15 protein-coding genes and 1 pseudogene are annotated in these 17083 nt (G+C 64.7%); 8 read left to right on the top strand and 8 right to left on the bottom strand.

Annotation, left to right across the window (positions count from 1 at the left end):
* The first annotated feature begins 169 nt into the window (after positions 1–169).
* The 4 genes from E7V67_026685 (at position 170) to E7V67_026700 (ending at position 3453) form a co-directional block, all read left to right on the top strand.
* A complete protein-coding gene (locus tag E7V67_026685; protein WUR13231.1) occupies positions 170–880 on the top strand; it encodes a GntR family transcriptional regulator in 711 nt (236 codons plus the stop codon).
* Between the two features lie 148 nt (positions 881–1028).
* A complete protein-coding gene (locus E7V67_026690; protein ID WUR13232.1) occupies positions 1029–1874 on the top strand; it encodes an outer envelope protein in 846 nt (281 codons plus the stop codon).
* A gap of 23 nt (positions 1875–1897) precedes the next feature.
* Positions 1898–2974, top strand: a complete 1077-nt coding sequence (locus E7V67_026695) for a BMP family ABC transporter substrate-binding protein (GenBank protein ID WUR13233.1) — start codon at positions 1898–1900, stop codon at positions 2972–2974.
* The gene (locus E7V67_026700; GenBank protein WUR13234.1) at positions 2971–3453 is read left to right on the top strand and encodes a nucleoside deaminase; all 483 of its coding nucleotides are present in this window, start codon (positions 2971–2973) and stop codon (positions 3451–3453) included. Before E7V67_026695 ends, E7V67_026700 begins: the two co-directional genes overlap by 4 nt.
* Positions 3454–3513: 60 nt before the next feature.
* On the opposite strand, the gene ung is transcribed toward E7V67_026700, so the two are convergent.
* The 8 genes from ung to E7V67_026740 all read right to left on the bottom strand — a co-directional run bounded on the left by ung (position 3514) and on the right by E7V67_026740 (position 12309).
* On the bottom strand, positions 3514–4176 hold the full coding sequence (ung, locus tag E7V67_026705; protein WUR13235.1) for a uracil-DNA glycosylase: 663 nt from the start codon (positions 4174–4176) through the stop codon (positions 3514–3516).
* A 112-nt stretch (positions 4177–4288) separates the two neighbouring features.
* Positions 4289–4666, bottom strand: a complete 378-nt coding sequence (locus E7V67_026710; protein WUR13236.1) for an Imm10 family immunity protein — start codon at positions 4664–4666, stop codon at positions 4289–4291.
* A 208-nt stretch (positions 4667–4874) separates the two neighbouring features.
* Positions 4875–6626 carry a glycoside hydrolase family 16 protein gene (locus E7V67_026715; protein WUR13237.1) on the bottom strand — a complete coding sequence of 584 codons (1752 nt, stop codon included), beginning with the start codon at positions 6624–6626 and terminating at the stop codon, positions 4875–4877.
* A 518-nt stretch (positions 6627–7144) separates the two neighbouring features.
* Complete coding sequence (lipA, locus tag E7V67_026720) at positions 7145–8137, bottom strand: lipoyl synthase (GenBank protein WUR13238.1); 993 nt, start codon at positions 8135–8137, stop codon at positions 7145–7147.
* 36 nt (positions 8138–8173) lie between these two features.
* The gene (gene lipB, locus E7V67_026725) at positions 8174–8854 is read right to left on the bottom strand and encodes a lipoyl(octanoyl) transferase LipB (protein WUR13239.1); all 681 of its coding nucleotides are present in this window, start codon (positions 8852–8854) and stop codon (positions 8174–8176) included.
* An 88-nt stretch (positions 8855–8942) separates the two neighbouring features.
* Positions 8943–9230 (bottom strand): DUF493 family protein, encoded by a 288-nt coding sequence (locus E7V67_026730; protein WUR16352.1) that lies wholly within the window; start codon positions 9228–9230, stop codon positions 8943–8945.
* A 300-nt stretch (positions 9231–9530) separates the two neighbouring features.
* The gene (locus E7V67_026735; protein WUR13240.1) at positions 9531–11597 is read right to left on the bottom strand and encodes a DUF6600 domain-containing protein; all 2067 of its coding nucleotides are present in this window, start codon (positions 11595–11597) and stop codon (positions 9531–9533) included.
* Positions 11598–11673: 76 nt separating this feature from the next.
* Positions 11674–12309 (bottom strand): LysE family transporter, encoded by a 636-nt coding sequence (locus tag E7V67_026740; GenBank protein WUR13241.1) that lies wholly within the window; start codon positions 12307–12309, stop codon positions 11674–11676.
* 116 nt (positions 12310–12425) lie between these two features.
* On the opposite strand from E7V67_026740, the gene E7V67_026745 reads away from it, so the two are divergent.
* The 4 genes and pseudogenes from E7V67_026745 to hemN all read left to right on the top strand — a co-directional run bounded on the left by E7V67_026745 (position 12426) and on the right by hemN (position 17083).
* Positions 12426–13376: a DUF808 domain-containing protein gene (locus tag E7V67_026745; protein ID WUR13242.1), complete on the top strand. Its 951-nt coding sequence runs from the start codon at positions 12426–12428 to the stop codon at positions 13374–13376.
* Positions 13377–13483: 107 nt separating this feature from the next.
* A pseudogene (locus E7V67_026750) lies at positions 13484–13557 on the top strand (hypothetical protein).
* 428 nt (positions 13558–13985) lie between these two features.
* Positions 13986–15617 carry a methyl-accepting chemotaxis protein gene (locus E7V67_026755; protein WUR13243.1) on the top strand — a complete coding sequence of 544 codons (1632 nt, stop codon included), beginning with the start codon at positions 13986–13988 and terminating at the stop codon, positions 15615–15617.
* A gap of 26 nt (positions 15618–15643) precedes the next feature.
* Complete coding sequence (gene hemN, locus E7V67_026760) at positions 15644–17083, top strand: oxygen-independent coproporphyrinogen III oxidase (protein ID WUR13244.1); 1440 nt, start codon at positions 15644–15646, stop codon at positions 17081–17083.

Consider the following 17083-nt stretch of genomic DNA (forward strand, 5'->3'; position numbering starts at 1 on the left):
GGATCGTTGCCGGAAAAATGGGGTCTGTCCCCATTTTCTTGGCAATAGTGCCCGGCAGCGAACGAAGACTGAGCACGCAATTTGCATGCCACCGCAGATGGGCATTTTCGTATACATAATGCACCAATACTGTCGACAAAATCACCAGGAACGTGCACAGAGGAGCGCTATGACTCAATCCACATCCCCCCCGCGCGCGACGGTGCGCGGCAGTTCGGCGGTCGATCTGCGCATCCATGGCGCCGTCGTCAACGCCGTCATGAGCCACCGCCTGCCGCCCGGAACGCGTCTGGCCGAGGCGGAGCTGTGCGAGCTGTACCAGGTCAGCCGCACCACGGTGCGCAAGGCGTTGCAGCGCCTGGCGCACGACCATATCGTCGTGCTGCGGCCGAACCGTGGCGCCGTCGTCGCCTCGCCGTCGCCGCAGGAGGCACGTGACATTTTTACCACACGGCGGGCACTGGAACGCACGGTGCTGCCGCTGGTGATCGAGCACCGCACGCCCGCTTCGCTGAAGCGCATCCGCGCGGCGATCACGGCGGAAGAGCAAGCGCGCCACAGTGGCGACCGGGCCGCCTGGATCCGGCTGGGCGGCGAGTTTCACCTGCTGCTGGCGGAGCTGGCGGGCAACGCAGTGCTGCAGCGCTTCATGGTGGAACTGGTGTCGCGCTCGTCGCTGATCATCGCGCTGTATGAGAACCCGGGCGTGCCGATGTGCGGCAACGACGAGCACGAGCGCTTGCTGGCCCTGATCGAACAGGGTGACGTGGCGAACGCGGTGGCTCTGATCGACCACCACCTGGTGGAGATCGAAGGGCGCCTGCACCTGGGCGCCCCGGAACGCAAGCTGAGCCTGGCCGACGCACTGGCGGGTTACTGATGTGGAAAATTGCATACAAATCGCGCGCCGATTGTGTGCACAATGCACTGACCTCGTGCAAATTACGGTGCCGCGCCTGCCTGCCGGGCTGGTCCGCAAATTGCTACAGGTACGGGACATCGCCCTCACCACGACAACAAGGACAAGCATGAAGACACCACGCATCGCCGCCGGCCTGCTGCTGCTGGCCTCCTGCGCCGCCCACGCGGCCGACTGGAGCGACACGTCGCTGAGCTACCGCTACGGCAGCAAGTTCTCCGAGCCGTACAACGGCGCCGACATCGTCAAGCACGTCGTCAACTTCAGCCATGTCAGCGGCTACAAGTACGGCAAGAACTTCTTCAGCGTGGACTACCTGCTCTCGGACGAGAACGACCCTTCGGCGGTCGGTTCGCGCAGCGGGGCGCACGAGGCATACGCGGTGTATCGCCACACACTGGACCTGGGCAAGGTGACGGGCCAGGCGATGGCGTTCGGCCCCGTGCGCGGCGTGGGCGTGACGGCGGGCTTCGACATCAACAGCAAGACCGACGCCGGCTACAACTCGAAGAAGCGCATGCTGGTGCTGGGCCCCACGCTGATGTTCGACGTGCCCGGTTTCCTCGACGTCAGCCTGCTGGCGCTGCACGAATCGAACGCGCCCTACAACGGCTTTACGCAGACGGCCACCGACCGCTATCGCTATGACACGCATGCGATGCTGACGGCCGCCTGGGGTATCCCGTTCACGCTGGGCGTGCCGCTGTCGTTCGAGGGCTATGCCAACTACATCGGCACCAAGGGCAGGAACGAATTCGGCGGACCAACCGCCGTCGAGATCAACGTCGACATGCAGCTGATGTACGACCTCAGTGGCGTCGTGGGCGCGGCCAAGAACACGTTCAAGGTCGGCCTCGAATATCAGTACTGGAAAAACAAGTTCGGCAACCCGGCCCGCACGGTGCCGGGTGCCACCGCACGCACGCCGATGGTGCGCGCCGAGTATCACTTCTGATCCCCGACCCTGAAAGGACCGTCATGAACCGTCGCACCCTGTTTGCCCTGGCCGCGCTGGCCGCCTCGCTTGCCGTTGCCGCGCCCACCCATGCGGCCGATCCGCTGAAGGTCGCCTTTGTCTACATCGGCCCGGTCGGCGATGCCGGCTGGACTTATGCCCACGAACAGGGGCGTCTCGCCATGGAGAAGGCGCTGGCCGGCAAGGTGAAGTCGACCTATGTCGAAAACGTGCCGGAAGGGGCGGACTCGGAACGCGTGATCCGCAAGCTGGCGGCGGACGGCAACAAGCTGATTTTCACCACCTCGTTCGGCTACATGAACGCGACGGAGAAGGTGGCGCGGGCCTTCCCGAACGTCGTGTTCCAGCACGCGACCGGCTTCAAGACGGGCAAGAACATGGGCGTCTACGAGACGCGCATGTACGAAGGTGCCTACCTGCTGGGTGTCGTGGCGGGCAAGATGACGAAGTCGAACACGCTGGGCATGGTGGCCTCGTTCCCGGTGCCCGAGGTGATCCGCAACATCAACGCCTTCACCTTGGGCGCACAAAGCGTCAACCCGGCCATCAAGATGAAGGTCTTGTGGGTCAACAGCTGGTACGACCCGGCCAAGGAGCGCCAGGCGGCCGAGACGCTGATCGCGCAGGGCGCCGACGTGCTGACGCAAAACACCGACTCGCCGGCCACGCTGCAGGCCGCGCAGGAAAAGGGGAAGTATGCGTTTGGCTGGGATTCGGACATGCAGCGCTTCGCACCGAAGGCGCACCTGACCGCCAGCACCAACCAGTGGGGCGACTTCTATACGAAGACGGCGCAGGCCGTCATGGCGGGCACGTGGAAGACAGGCGAGACACGCGGCGGCCTGCAGGAGGGCATGGTGAAGATGTCGCCGTTGAATCCCGTTGTGCCGGCCGATGCGGCCAAGGTGTTCGAGGAGAAGAAGACGGCCCTGGCCAGCGGCAAGATGCGTCCGTTCCAGGGCCCATTGAAGGACCAGTCGGGCGCCGTCAAGGTGCCGGCAGGATCGGAGCTGCCGTTGAAGGACCTGCTGTCGATGAACTGGTACGTGCAGGGCGTCGAGGGCAAGATTCCGAAATGAGCCAGTTGACCGAACAGGACGAACGCCGGCTGCAAGAGGTCATCGCGCTGGCGCAACGCTCGCGCGACAGCGGCCACCACCCGTTCGCGGCGATGGTGGTCGGGGCCGACGGCCACGTCATCGCCGAGGCCATGAACGCGTCCAGCATGGACCGCACGGCACACGCGGAGATGAACGCGCTGCGGCTGGCGTCGTCGCAATACGGCCCGGCCGCGCTGGCCGGCGCTACCTTGTACAGCAGCGCGGAGCCGTGTGCGATGTGCGCCGGGGCCACCTACTGGGCCGGCGTCGGGCGCGTGGTGTATGCGTTGTCGGAAGCGCGGCTGCTGCGGCTGACGGGCAGCGACCCGGAAAACCCGACCCTGTCGCTGCCATGCCGGCAGGTGTTCGCCAGCGGCCAGCGGCCCACGCAGGTCATCGGGCCGCTGCACGAGGAAGAGGCCAGCGTGGCGCACGAGGGCTTCTGGCGCCATGGGTAGCGCCACGGCGAGCATCGGCGGACGCTAATCCCGCGCTGCCGACACGCGACGATCCCGTCCTTATCCCCAGGTGATCGGATCCTGCCCCGTCCGCTCCAGGTAGGCGTTCGCCTGCGAGAACGGCTTGCTGCCGAAGAAGCCGCGGTGCGCCGACAGCGGCGACGGGTGCGGCGACGTGATGACGTGGTGTTTGGTCGTGTCGATCAGCGCCTTCTTGGCAATGGCATAGCTGCCCCACAGGATGAACACCAGGTGCTCGCGCTCGCGCGACAAGGTGCTGATGGCACTGTCCGTAAACGTCTCCCAGCCCTTGCGCGCATGGGAACCGGCGCTGCCCGCACGCACCGTCAGCACGGCATTCAGCAGGAACACGCCCTGCTCGGCCCAGTCGGACAGGTCGGTACGGGTACGCTTCACGCCCAGGTCGCTTTCCAGTTCCTTGAACATGTTCTGCAGGCTGGGCTGCGGGCGGTTGCCTTCCGGGACGGAGAAACAAAAACCCATCGCGGCACCGGGCGTGTGGTACGGGTCCTGGCCCAGGATGACCACCTTGACCTTGTCGAACGGCGTCAGGTCGAAGGCGCGGAAGATGTCCTTGCCGGGCGGGCAGCAGTGGCCGGCGGCGTATTCTTCGCGGACGAATTGCGTCAGTTCGTTCCAGTAGGGCTGGTCGAACTGGGCTTGCAGTTGCTGTTTCCAGCTGGGCTCGATGCGGACGTTCATGGCGGTATCGGTTAAAGATCGGCGGCGCAGGATGAGCCCGTGTCCCACTTGGTGACTGACCCCGTGGTGGGACACGAACTCTGCTTTGTGATGGCGCGGCGATTATACGCGGCTAGTTTGCTGAGAACGTGCAGTCGGTGCCCTGGAATATCTGGCCGAGGTAGTGCTTCAGGTCGGCGGGCACGCTGGCGCCGTCGAACGTGATCGTGACGCCGTCGAGACCGTCGGCGTACGCGTTGTCGTCGGCCAGCACCAGCGTGAAGCTGTTTTCGCCCAGCGCGGCGCTCTGGATGCCGCCGTAGCCCGATGTCTCGGCATCGTTGATTTCGAGGAAGTACGTGGCGGGCTCATCGTCGTCGGGCTCCACGGAGCGCTGCAGGATGATGTATTCCTGCGGCTGGGTGCGGCTGTCGGCGAAGCCGACGATGTAGCTTTCGTCCGCTTCTTGCGCGGCGATGGAGGCGGCGCGGATGGTGAGGATGTTTTTCATGGGTCCAGGAGTGTCGGTCTGATCGGTGGCCAGGCAGTGCGCTGGCCAAGCGCGGACTTTACCTTACTTCCGGAACGGCGGTGCGGTTTTGCCGGCGCGATCGCGCCGGCGGCGGGATATGTTCCGCGGATAGGTCGCCGAATCCTTCAGCGACCTATCACAGACGGCTAAAGAGCGTCCCCTGATGACGGTACGCCTTACATTCGCATTATTTCATCGTATAGGTTTGTTGCACGGTATCGACAGCGTGATTGGCGGCGGCGTCCCAGTACGTAAAATTGTAGCGAACCACGTCGCCTGCCTTCAATCCGCTGGCCTCATATGTGTTAACGCCATTTTGAAGACGCATGCGCACGTTCATCGGGGAGCCGTTATTGACGGTGTAGTGCACGTCAGCCCATTCGCCTACGGTCGAGGTGAATTGGAGCGTGGTCGGAGAAAGCTGTGTCACATTTTGCGGGCCGGACTGGACAGGCGTGCCGGCGTCCCACACGATGTCATCGATCGCAAACTGGAAGGCGGCCGTTGGAATATTGTTGCCGTCACTGGAGAACATGAACAGATCCACGACCGACTGCAACGCGACCAATGGACCGGCCAGCGTCGACACCGGTATGGTAGCCGTCGCCCAGTCGCCATTGCGCACCAGCCCGAACGTGGTGGTGTTGGCCGGGAAATTCAGCCAGTTCACATTGGTGTACGTATCGGCCAGACCGATGTTGAAAGAGACATTCGCAGGGATCTTGATACGGAACTTCACGGTGCCGTTACGGAAATTCGTCAGATCACGGATCGAGCGTGACTGGATCGACGCGCCAAACCAATCACCTGGCTTGGTATAGCTCCATGCGAGGACGTTACTGCCTTCGTAGGGGGCCAGGGAGCCAGCGGCTATCGAGTTGTTGTTCCATACCCAGATGTCGGAGGTGGTGCCGGCTTCCAGCTTGGCATTGACGGCGGAGTTATCCGTGTAGACACCGAACTTGCCCACTTCGGGCACGGTCTGATTGCCCAGCTTGACTTCGCCCAGGCCATCCAGTTGATAAACCCGTACATAGTCGACATACATCGTGCTCGGCAAGGGTGCAGTGACTTGGCTTGGCGTGGCCGCGTCGGTGAAATTACCGCCGACGGCCAAATTCAGCAGCAGGTAGAACGGCGCCTTCAAAGCATCGGAATTGACCGGCAGTGGCTTGTCGTACAGGTCGTGTTCGACGCCATTGTCCTCTACCGTAAAACGCATCTCGGTATCGGTCCAATACAGCCGGTACTTCACAAAGCGATTGACCAGGGATGTGGCCGGGACATACCAGTTCTTGGTCTTCCAGGCTGTCGAGGCGGCGCACGTTTCGTTACCTGGCACACAAGCAGCCTGGTTCCAGGTGATGATATTGGCGCCGACAAAATGGTTTGCCGAAGCCGCCCCCGACTGTGACCATTCGGAGGCCTTGTGCCCCATTTCCATGATGTCGATTTCGCCTTTGCGTGGCCAGGCCTGTGCACTGGTACCCAGCATCCAGGCAGCGGGCCACAGGCCGGTGGTGAGGTCAGGTGTGCTCATGCGAACCTCCACCATGCCGTACTTTACCTGGACCTTGTTGTACGAATCGATTTTGCCCGACGTGAACTCGTTGCTGCCCTGGCGTTCGCGCCGGGCCTGGATTGCCAGTGCACGCGTGCCGCGTTCGAATGGCACATCGCTAATGGCCAGGTTCCTCGGGCTGTAGTATTCGAGCTCCGCATTTCCGTAGCCGCATAAGCCGATTTGGCAGCCATTGCCGTCATAGGGCGTCCAGATTTTTGTGTCCAGCACCGTGCCGTTGAATTCCTCAGACCAGATCAGTCCACCGATCCTTGGGTTGGTGACGCTTGCACTCGCTTGTACGGCACAGGCCAACAGCAGGCCTGGCAACAATGTTTTGAATGCTCTGCCCGACTCGTTAAAACGACCTTCGTTCATCTTGTCTCCTCGGTTGGAAGTGCTGCGGTGGCGACCGAGAGACAATGCCAGTTGTCAGCAATGTTTCGGTCTTATGGTTTATTTCATGAACGCTACATCAAAGCTGGAACACGACTATGGAAACGATTCCACAACGCCAAGGATAGGTAAAGATGTATGGGTTTGTCAAACCAATTCTGGGATGCGACAGCCTACCTACAGCTTATGGTCTTGGCTTACGGAATTGAAACTTGTCGGCTGAGACCCATACTTTGCGCTGGGCTTTTGCAGGGGATGGAAGATTGCCTGGAGAGGTACTGACGGGTTGTCGAAAAAACCTGGCTCGACGACGCGCGATAGGTAGAGGAAAACGGAAGGTCGGTTTCGGCGGATCGACCGGTTCGGGAAGTTCACCGAACCAATCGATACGCCGGAAATGTCCGTCTTGGGGCAGGGCCCTGGGGAAGGTAAGTGCTGTTTTCTTCAGGCTGTTCGAATCGAGGATGGTCTTACAGCTTCTGAATTTTTCTCGCCAAGTTCTAGCTGTTCACCGCTTCGAGCAGGTTATGCGCCTGCACGTCGGCGTGATACGAGCTGCGCACCATCGCGCCCACGGCGGCGTGGCCGAAGCCCATCTTGTATGCTTCTTCCTCGAACATCTTGAACACGTCCGGGTGCACGTAGCGGCGCACCGGCAGGTGGCTGTTCGACGGCGCCAGGTACTGGCCGATCGTCAGCATGTCGATGTCGTGCTCGCGCATGTCGCGCATGACCTGCAGGATTTCCTCGTCCGTCTCGCCCAGGCCGACCATCAGGCCCGACTTGGTCTTCACGTGCGGGTACATCGCCTTGAAGTCCTTCAGGAGCTTCAACGAATGCAGGTAGTCGGCGCCCGGGCGCGCTTCCTTGTACAGGCGCGGCACCGTTTCCAGGTTGTGGTTCATCACGTCCGGCAGGCCGTCCGCGAAGATGTTCAGCGCCTTTTCCAGGCGGCCGCGGAAATCCGGCACCAGCACTTCGATCTGCGTCTTCGGCGACAGCTCTTTCGTCTTCGTGATGCACTCGACGAAGTGGCCGGCGCCGCCATCACGCAGGTCGTCGCGGTCCACCGACGTGATGACCACGTACGACAGGCGCAGCTTGGCGATCGTGTTGGCCAGGTTGGCCGGTTCGTTCACGTCCAGCGGGTCCGGGCGGCCGTGGCCCACGTCGCAGAACGGGCAGCGGCGGGTGCACTTGTCGCCCATGATCATGAAGGTGGCCGTGCCCTTGCCGAAGCATTCGCCGATGTTCGGGCAGGAGGCTTCCTCGCACACGGTCACCAGCTTGTTCTCGCGCAGGATGTCCTTGATCTCGTAGAAGCGGCTCGAGGCCGACGCCGCCTTCACGCGGATCCACTCCGGCTTCTTCAGGCGCTCCACCTGCTCGACCGGCACGATCTTGATCGGGATGCGCGAGGTCTTGCTGGCGCCTTTTTGCTTCTCGCTGGGGTTGTAAGCGGGGGCGGTGCTGGAAGTGGTCTCGGTAGTCATGACAGTTGCCCTTGCGGGCTTTTCAGGTAAATTCGGTTAGGCGACGGCGGCTTCGGCGCCCACGTCGAGCAGCGCGACCAGTTCGTTGGCCAGCGCCCGCTGCACGTCGGCCAGCGGGGGCGCGACACCCATCGTGCGCATGTCGACCGTTTCCAGGCCGGCGTAGCCGCACGGGTTGATCCAGGTGAACGGCGCCAGGTCCATCGCCACGTTCAGCGACACGCCGTGGTAGGTGCAGCCGTTGCCGCGCACTTTCAGGCCCAGCGCGGCGATCTTGGCGCCCCGTTTCGGGCCGTCGGCGATATAGATGCCAGGCGCGCCTTCGACCCGTTCGCCGGCCAGATTATACGCCGCCAGCACATTGATGATGGCCTGCTCGATTTTATGGACGAACTGGCGCGCATACAGCTTGCCGCCGGGTTTGTTGCGGCGCAGGTCCATCAGCAGGTAGATGACGACTTGGCCGGGGCCGTGGTACGTCACCTCGCCGCCGCGGTCCGTCTGCACCACCGGGATCCGCGCCGCGCCCGCCAGCAAGTGGCCGCGATCGGCGCCCAGGCCCAGGGTGAATACGGGCGGGTGCTCGACGATCCACAGCTCGTCGGGCGTGTCGGCCGTGCGCGCATCCGTAAAGGCGCGCATCGCGGCGAAGGTCGGTTCGTAGTCGGCTTGACCGAGGTGGCGGATCACCGCCGGTTCGGGTCGGGTCGTGGACATGGGCAGCTTGCGTGGATCGAAGCCTGCCATTATACGCGCCGTCTCAGGCGCGTGCTCAAGAAGCAGGCAGCCGCCCGGGGCAGTACCGTTACAGCACCACCTTGACCATCGGGTGGCCCGACAGCTCGGCGTACAGCGCATCCAGCTGCTCGCGGCTGATCGCGCGCACGGTCACGGTCAGGCCCGTGTAGTTGCCGCTGGACGAAGGACGCGTCTCGACCTTGCCTTCATGGAAAGTCGGATCGTGCTTGACGATGACGTCGATGATCGTGGCGGTGAACGTTTCGTGCGTCGGACCCATCACCTTGATCGGGAAGTCGCTCGGGTATTCGATGAGGGACTCTTTGGGCGGAATAGCGGACATGATGTTTCCAATCGTAGATGAGGACAAGCGGCGCACTGCGCCAACCGGTATTGTAGCCAAAGGTGGGGATCGTTCAGGCAAAAAAAAGCCAGCCCGAAGGCTGGCCGAAAAACTATTCGTGATAACGGAATAGTCGGGACGCTGGTGCGGTCTCGAGAATGCCTGGGTTGCGGACCGTGTCGTCGGTCCTGTCGTACCCGTGTTCCCGTACGTCGTACTGTACGAAAGTGTAGGGGCGCCGGGCTACGGCTTTGTGACAAGCTGCACGAATCCCGCCCCGAATGGTCGAAAACCGGGGCCGGACGTATGCGCTCAGCGCTCGCGGATGCCGTCCTGGCGCGGCTGGCGCGGACCGCGGTGCTGGCCGCCGGGCTGCGCCGGCGCTTGCGGCTGCGGTTGGGCCTGCGGCTGCGCTGGCAGCGGTGCGACCGGCGCAGGGGGCGGCGGTGCGGGCCGTGGCGCGACCACTGGCGGCGGCGCGGCCGGCGGCGGCGCGGCCGGCGTGAACACCGCGCGCGGATTCGGTGCCGTGGCGATCGGTGGTGGCGCGGCCGGTGCCGGCTGGACCGGGCGCCCGTTCCAGCGCTGCTCGTTCTGCTGGCGGCGCGCGTCCATCAATTCGCGTCGGCGTTCCACCTGCTCTTCCAGCAGGCGGTGACGGCGCTCGGCCTGCTCGGCGGCCGGAGCGAACTGGCCTGGCGTCATCGTTGTGATCACGTGGCCCTGGGCGCGGTCGGCGATGCCGTCGCCGTTGCGGTCATGGCGCGGATCGACCAGGCCCTGGGCGCGGTCCGGGATGCCGTCGCGATTGCGGTCGGCGCGTGGATCGGCCAGGCCTTGCGCCGCGTCGGCGATGCCATCGCCGTTGCGGTCGCGCTGCAGGCGGTCGGCGACCCCGTCATGATTGCGGTCGCGCTCCGGCCAGCGCTCGGTCGTGATGATGCGGTCCGGGCGCGGCTGCAAGCCGTCGGCAATACCGTCGCGGTTGCGGTCCGGCGTCTGCAAGCGGTCGGCGACACCATCGCGATTGCGGTCCGGCCCTTGCACGCCATCGGCGATGCCGTCGTGGTTGCGGTCGCGCTGCAGGCGGTCGGCGACGCCGTCGCCATTGCGGTCGCCCGGCCGCGCCGTGACGCCCGGCGGCGTCACCGGCACGCCAGGGGGCAGGGTGCTGATCGTGTTCGGGAAGATCGTGGCGCGCGGCACGTTGTTGACAGCCACCGTGCGGCGCTGCTCGAAGCGGTCGCGCGGCACGATCGTCAGGCCGTCGCGGCGGCCGTCCGGCGCGTAGCGACCGCGCCGGTCGCTGTCGTGGAAGCGCCAGCCCAGCCGTTCCTCGTAGCGCGGCGAGACCGGGTAGTGCGGCACGTAGCGGTCGCGCGGCGTCAGCGGATACCAGCCCAGGCCGGGCGCGCGGCGGCGGTCGCGGAATTCGACAGCCCAGCCGGGACCGCCCACCCAGCCCACCAGCGCCGGCGCCCACACCGGCCGGCCGACGACGCGGCCTGGCGCCCAGCACCAGCGCCGGTTGACCAGCACCCAGCGGCCGTAATGGCTGGGCGCATAACCCCAGGGCGCATTGTCGATCCAGGTCCAGCCCCACGGCGACAGCCAGGTCCAGCGGCCGTCGCGGTAGGGCGCCCAGTCCGAGGCCACATTGCGCGGCGCCCACAGCGGGCCGTAGTCGCTGCTGACAGTCCAGCTGCCGTGGCGATCCAGCTCTTCGTATCCAGTAACGTCGGCGGGAACGTAGCGGGTGGCGATCGCCGCCTCGTCGCGGCGGTCGCGGTTCTGCGCCCAGGCGTCGAAATTGTCGGCCAGCGCCTGGCCCGTGGCGATATCGTCATCGCGCACGTCGGCGCGCTTGCCGGCGCGTAGCGTCAGCGCGGTGCCGCCGCCTTCGACGCGGGCGATCCCCTCCAGCGTGGACACCCGCGTGCTGTCGGGCACGCGCTCGGTCTCGACCTTGACGACGCCCGGCTCCGTCAGCAGCACGCGCGCGTGCGCGGTGGCCAGCTCGAAACCGCCCAGCAGGGCCGGATCGCGCAGGTGCACGCTGACGGCGCCGTGGTGCAGGCGCAGGCGCATCACGTCGTCGTCCAGTTGTTCGATTGCCAGGTCGCTGTCGCCGTCGAGCCGGATGGCGGCGGCCCCCACGCGCACTTCGGCGCGGGCACCGGCCGCCGTGATGACGTGGTGGTCCGAGCTGACGGGCCAGTTCAGCAGCGAGCCGGACTCGCTGCCGTCACCGGTGCGCACCGTCACCGCGCCCTCGGCGGCGGCGATACGGCCCACCCGGGCGGGCGGATCGGCCAGCGCAAAGGAAGAAGCGGCCACGAGGGCCGCCAGCAACAGGAAGTGCAGGGTCTTGCGGTTCATCGATGTCTCCGGAGCGTTATCCCGATTTAACGCTCGGCCGCGCCGCGCGCCGACAGCCGTTACAAATTGAAGCAGTTCAGGCCTGGCGCTTGACGAAGAACAGCGCCGTGCCGACCGCCATCAGCAGCCCGCCGAACACGCGGTTCTGCACCCGCAGGGCGCGCGGGTCGCGGAAATAGCCCTGCATCGTCGAGGCCAGCAGCGCGTAACCATGCATGACCGTCATGTCGATCGCCACCATCGTCACGGCCAGGATCAGCAGCTGGGGCAACACGGGCTCGCCCTGCGTGATGAACTGCGGCAGCACGGCCACCATGAAGATGATGCCTTTCGGATTCGTGGCGTTGGTGAGAAAGCCCGTCAGCACGCGGCGCCCCGTCGAGGGCAACGTTGCCTGCCTGGCCACGCCGACCTCGGCGCCACCGTCCACCTTGGCGCGCCATTGCGACAGGCCCAGCCAGATCAGGTACAGCGCGCCCACCGTCTTGACGACGTTGAACGCGAATTCGGACGCCAGCAGCAAGGAACCCACGCCGGCACCGGCAATGAACAGCACCAGCAACAGCCCCAGCTGGAGTCCCATGACCGTGGCGCTGGCCTTGCGCACGCCGTACGACAAGCCATGCGACATCGACAACACGGCACCGGAACCGGGCGAGATGGCGATGATGATGGCGGAGATGGCAAAACCGAGCCAGGTGGCAAAACTCATGGGGGATCCAGGCAAGAACAATGCATGTAGAGTAACGCAGATTGCAGCACAGCGCAGCGCCGCCGCCGGGTAAGGTAAGATTATCGGTTCAACCACTTCCCTAGAGAGAGCCACCGATGGCCGGAACCAGCCTGCTTGCCCTGATCGACGATATTGCCACCATTCTCGACGACGTCGCCGCCATGAGCAAGGTGGCCGCGAAAAAAACCGCCGGCGTGCTGGGCGACGACCTGGCGCTCAACGCCCAGCAGGTGGCCGGCGTCAAGGCCGACCGCGAATTGCCCGTCGTCTGGGCCGTGGCGGTGGGGTCGACCAAGAACAAGGCGATCCTCGTGCCCGCTGCGCTGGCCATCAGCGCCTTCGCGCCGTGGGGCGTAACGCCGCTGTTGATGATCGGCGGCGCCTACCTGTGCTTCGAGGGCTTTGAAAAGCTCGCGCACAAGTTCCTGCACAGCAAGGAAGAAGACGAGCAGCACCATGCCGAGCTGGTGGCCGCCGTGACCGATCCCGAGGTCGACCTGTGCGCGCTGGAGAAGGAAAAGATCAGCGGCGCCATCCGGACCGACTTCATTCTGTCCGCCGAGATCATCGTCATCGCGCTGGGCACCGTGTCGGCCGCGCCGTTCAGCCAGCAGGTGGCCGTGCTGGTCAGCATCGCCGCCATCATGACCGTCGGTGTGTACGGCATCGTGGCCGGCATCGTCAAGATGGACGATGCCGGTCTGTACCTGAGTCAGCGCGCCGGGGCCGGCATGGCGGCCGTGCGCGCGCTGGGCCGCTTCCTGCTGGCCGCGGCGCCCAAGCTGATGAAGCTGCTGTCGGTGCTGGGCACCGTGGCGATGTTCATGGTCGGCGGCGGTATCCTCACGCATGGCATTCCGCAGCTGCACGATGTCATCCACCACGCCGCCGAGTCGGCCCATGCGGTGGGGGGCGTCGGCCCGGCGCTGGGCTGGCTGACGCCGCACGTGGCCGACATCGTCGTCGGCGTGCTGACCGGTGCCATAGTGCTGGCAGCCGTTTCCGTGGTCACTAAAGTGTTGCGCAAATTCAAGGGCAAGGCTTAAATTTTTGCCATCATGCAACACGCGGCGCCGTGCCGCGATAGCAAGGAGATTTCATAAAGAACGTACAACGACCCACCGCCGCGTTTGTCGGCGCTGCCTGGCTGGCCATGCTGATCGGTGCCTTCGCCTATGTGGCGGGTGTGTTCAACGCCACGCTGGCGCCCAGCGAAAAGGGTTTTATGCGATGGCTTACACGCTGAGCCTGTTTGCCGCTGTCGCCGTGCAGAAAAACGTGCGCGACATCGCGGCCGCCGGCGGCCAGAAGGCCATGGAAGAGCCCGCCTGACCATGTAATGCCGAGCTCGTGTCCCACCGCGGTGACTGACCCCGCGGTGGGACACGAGCTCTACCGTAGTTGCCTCCCCGTGCGGCGTTCGCCGCAGCGTGTTTCCACTCCGTCATCCCCCGCCGTTGCAGCGGCGCGAAGCCCGCGCCGCATGTGTCTCCCATTCCTCCAATTTTGATCTAAATCAAGGTTTTTGGAGGTTGCCCTCCCTAAACTGATTCCTGTGGTGTATTGCCGCACAGAAATTACAGCAGTTCATAACATTCAGGACAGAGCGCCAACGAAGGCGCCGCCAGAACAACACAGGCTTAGGAGTAAACCCGATGCGCAAGAATTTGCCCGTCACCAACCAGGAAGTGGACCTCGATCCGGATCAGGCGATCGTCTCTAAAACGGATTTGGATGGCAATATCGTTTATGTGAACCCGTATTTCATCCAGGTCAGCGGTTTCACGGAAGAAGAACTGATCGGCGCCCCGCAGAACATCGTGCGCCATCCCGACATGCCGCCGCAGGCGTTCGCCGACCTGTGGACGTCGATCCGGGCCGGCACGCCGTGGACGGGTCTGGTCAAGAACCGCTGCAAGAACGGCGACTTCTACTGGGTGAAAGCCAATATCACGCCGATCAAGGAAGCCGGCCGCACCGTCGGCTACATGTCCGTGCGCACCCGCCCCGAACGCAGCCAGGTGAACGCGGCCATCGCCGCCTACCGCGCGCTGGCCGAGGGCAGCAAGGATATCGAGATCCGCAACGGCCAGATCATCCGCCGCGGCCTGCCGCACCTGCTGGGCCGGCTGTCGCACGTGTCGCTGGCGATGCGCATCTGGCTCTCGACCAGCGTCGTCAACACGCTGCTGCTGGGTGTCTGCGTTGCCAGCTTGTTCGCCGAGAGCACGACGGGCGCCGTCCGCTACGGCATCTTCGGCGCCACCTTCATTGGCCTGTTGATCAACGTCTTCCTGTGGTACACGCTGCGGGTCGGCATGCTGCAGCCGCTGGCGCGGGCCGTGGAAGGCGCGCGCCGCATCGCCGCCGGCGACCTGTCCGGCACGTTCGAGACGCACAGCACGGACGAAGCGGGCCAGCTGCTGCGCGCGCTGGAGCAGATGAACAACAACCTGATCGCGACCATCCGCGATGTGCGCGTCAACGTCGAGACGATGGCCGTCGCCACGCGCCAGATCGCCGCCGGCAACGCCGACCTGTCCGGCCGCACCGAGTCGCAGGCCGCCAGCCTGGAAGAGACGGCATCGTCGGTCGACGAGTTCTCCTCGACCGTGAAGGCCAATGCCGACAACTCGCTGCAGGCCAATACCCTGGCCATGGCCGCCTCCGACGTGGCGGTGCAGGGCGGCGCCATCGTCTCCGAAGTGATCACCACGATGGACGAGATCAACAACTCCTCCAAGCAGATCGTCGACATCATCGCGCTGATCGAGGGCATCGCCTTCCAGACCAATATCCTGGCGCTGAACGCGGCCGTCGAGGCGGCGCGCGCCGGTGAACAGGGCCGCGGCTTTGCCGTGGTGGCGGGCGAAGTGCGCAACCTGGCGCAGCGTTCGTCGGTGGCCGCCAAGGACATCAAGCACCTGATCGAAGTGTCGGTGTCGAAGGTCGGCACCGGCATGGAACGGGCCCACCGCGCCGGCGCGACGATGGAGCAGGTCGTCACGTCCGTCAAGCAGGTCACCAGCATCATGCAGGAGATCTCGATCGCCTCGCGCGAACAGAGCGCCGGCGTCGACCAGGTCAACAAGGCCATCGCCCACATGGACCAGGTGACGCAGCAAAACGCCGCCCTGGTCGAGGAAGCGGCGGCCGCCGCCAGCAGCCTGGCCGAGGAAGCCAACGGCCTGACGCAAGCGGTCAGCCTGTTCAACTTCGGCAAATCCAACGTGCGTGCCCCGGCACGCCGCCCCGCGGCCAGGGACGTGAAACGGCTGGCCGCCTGACCCACCCCAGAAACAGAAGAACGATCATGAACATCGCCACCGCCTCCCTGGTCCCCTCCGTGCAGTTCGACGCCAACGTCATCGAGAAACTGAGCATGTCCGGCCCGCGCTACACGTCGTATCCGACGGCGGACCGCTTCACGCCCGGCTTCGGCTACGGCAGCTTCCTGGAAGCGCAGGCGGGTCTGAAAATGCGCGGCGGGCGGCGGCCGCTGTCGCTCTACGTGCACGTGCCGTTCTGCGAGAACATCTGCTACTACTGCGCGTGCAACAAGATCGTCACCAAGGACCGCAGCAAGGCGGCCACGTACCTGTCGTACCTGAAGCAGGAGATCGACATGCAGGGCACGCTGTTCGACGGCATCAACCGCGTCGAGCAGCTGCACTTCGGCGGCGGCACGCCCACCTACTTCAGCGACCGCCAGATGGAAGACCTGATGGCGCACCTGCGCCGCAACTTCGACTTCGCGCCGGACGCCGAAGGCGAGTATTCGATCGAGATCGATCCGCGCACCGTGGACGCGGCGCGCGTGCAGTCGCTGCGCCGGCAGGGCTTCAATCGCCTGAGCCTGGGCGTGCAGGACTTCGATCCGGACGTGCAGAAGGCCGTCAACCGTATCCAGCCGGCCGAGGACACCATCGCCATCATGGCCGCCGCGCGCGACGCCGGCTTCCGCTCCATCAGCATCGACCTGATCTACGGCCTGCCGAAGCAGACGATGGCGACGATGGAGCAGACGTTGTCGAAGGTCATCGTCGCCAATCCCGACCGCATCGCGCTGTACAACTACGCGCACATGCCGCACCTGTTCAAGCCGCAGCGGCGCATCGCCGAAAGCGAGCTGCCGGCACCGGAGGTGAAGCTGGAGATGCTGGCGCTGTGCATCAGCCGCCTGACGGCTGCCGGCTACGTCTACATCGGCATGGACCATTTCGCCAAGCCGGAGGACGACCTGGCCGTGGCCCAGCGCCAGGGCCGGCTGCACCGCAACTTCCAGGGTTATTCGACGCACGCGGAAATGGACCTGGTCGCCGTCGGCGTCTCGGCCATCAGCGCCGTCAACGCCACCTACAGCCAGAACGAAAAGACGCTGGACGATTATTACGCCCGCCTGGACGAAGGCAAGCTGCCCGTGGCACGCGGTTATAAGCTGGACAGCGACGACCTGCTGCGCCGGATCATCATCCAGCGCCTGATGTGCAACTTCGAGCTGTCCACGAGATCCGTCGAACAGGGCTGGCCGATCCGCTTCGAGGACTACTTCGCGCGCGAGCTGGAACAGCTGCGCGAGTTCGTCGCCGACGGCCTGGTGACCATCGAGGACGGCTGGATCTCCGTCACCTTGAAAGGCCGCCTGACGATCCGCAATATCTGCATGCTGTTCGACCGCCATCTGCAGCAGGCGCGCGCGCAGGCGGCCGCCAGCGCGCAGCCGCAACCGCTGCGGTATTCGAAGACGATCTGA

It is taken from the genome of [Empedobacter] haloabium (assembly GCA_008011715.2).
Lineage (GTDB): Bacteria > Pseudomonadota > Gammaproteobacteria > Burkholderiales > Burkholderiaceae_D > Rugamonas > Rugamonas haloabia.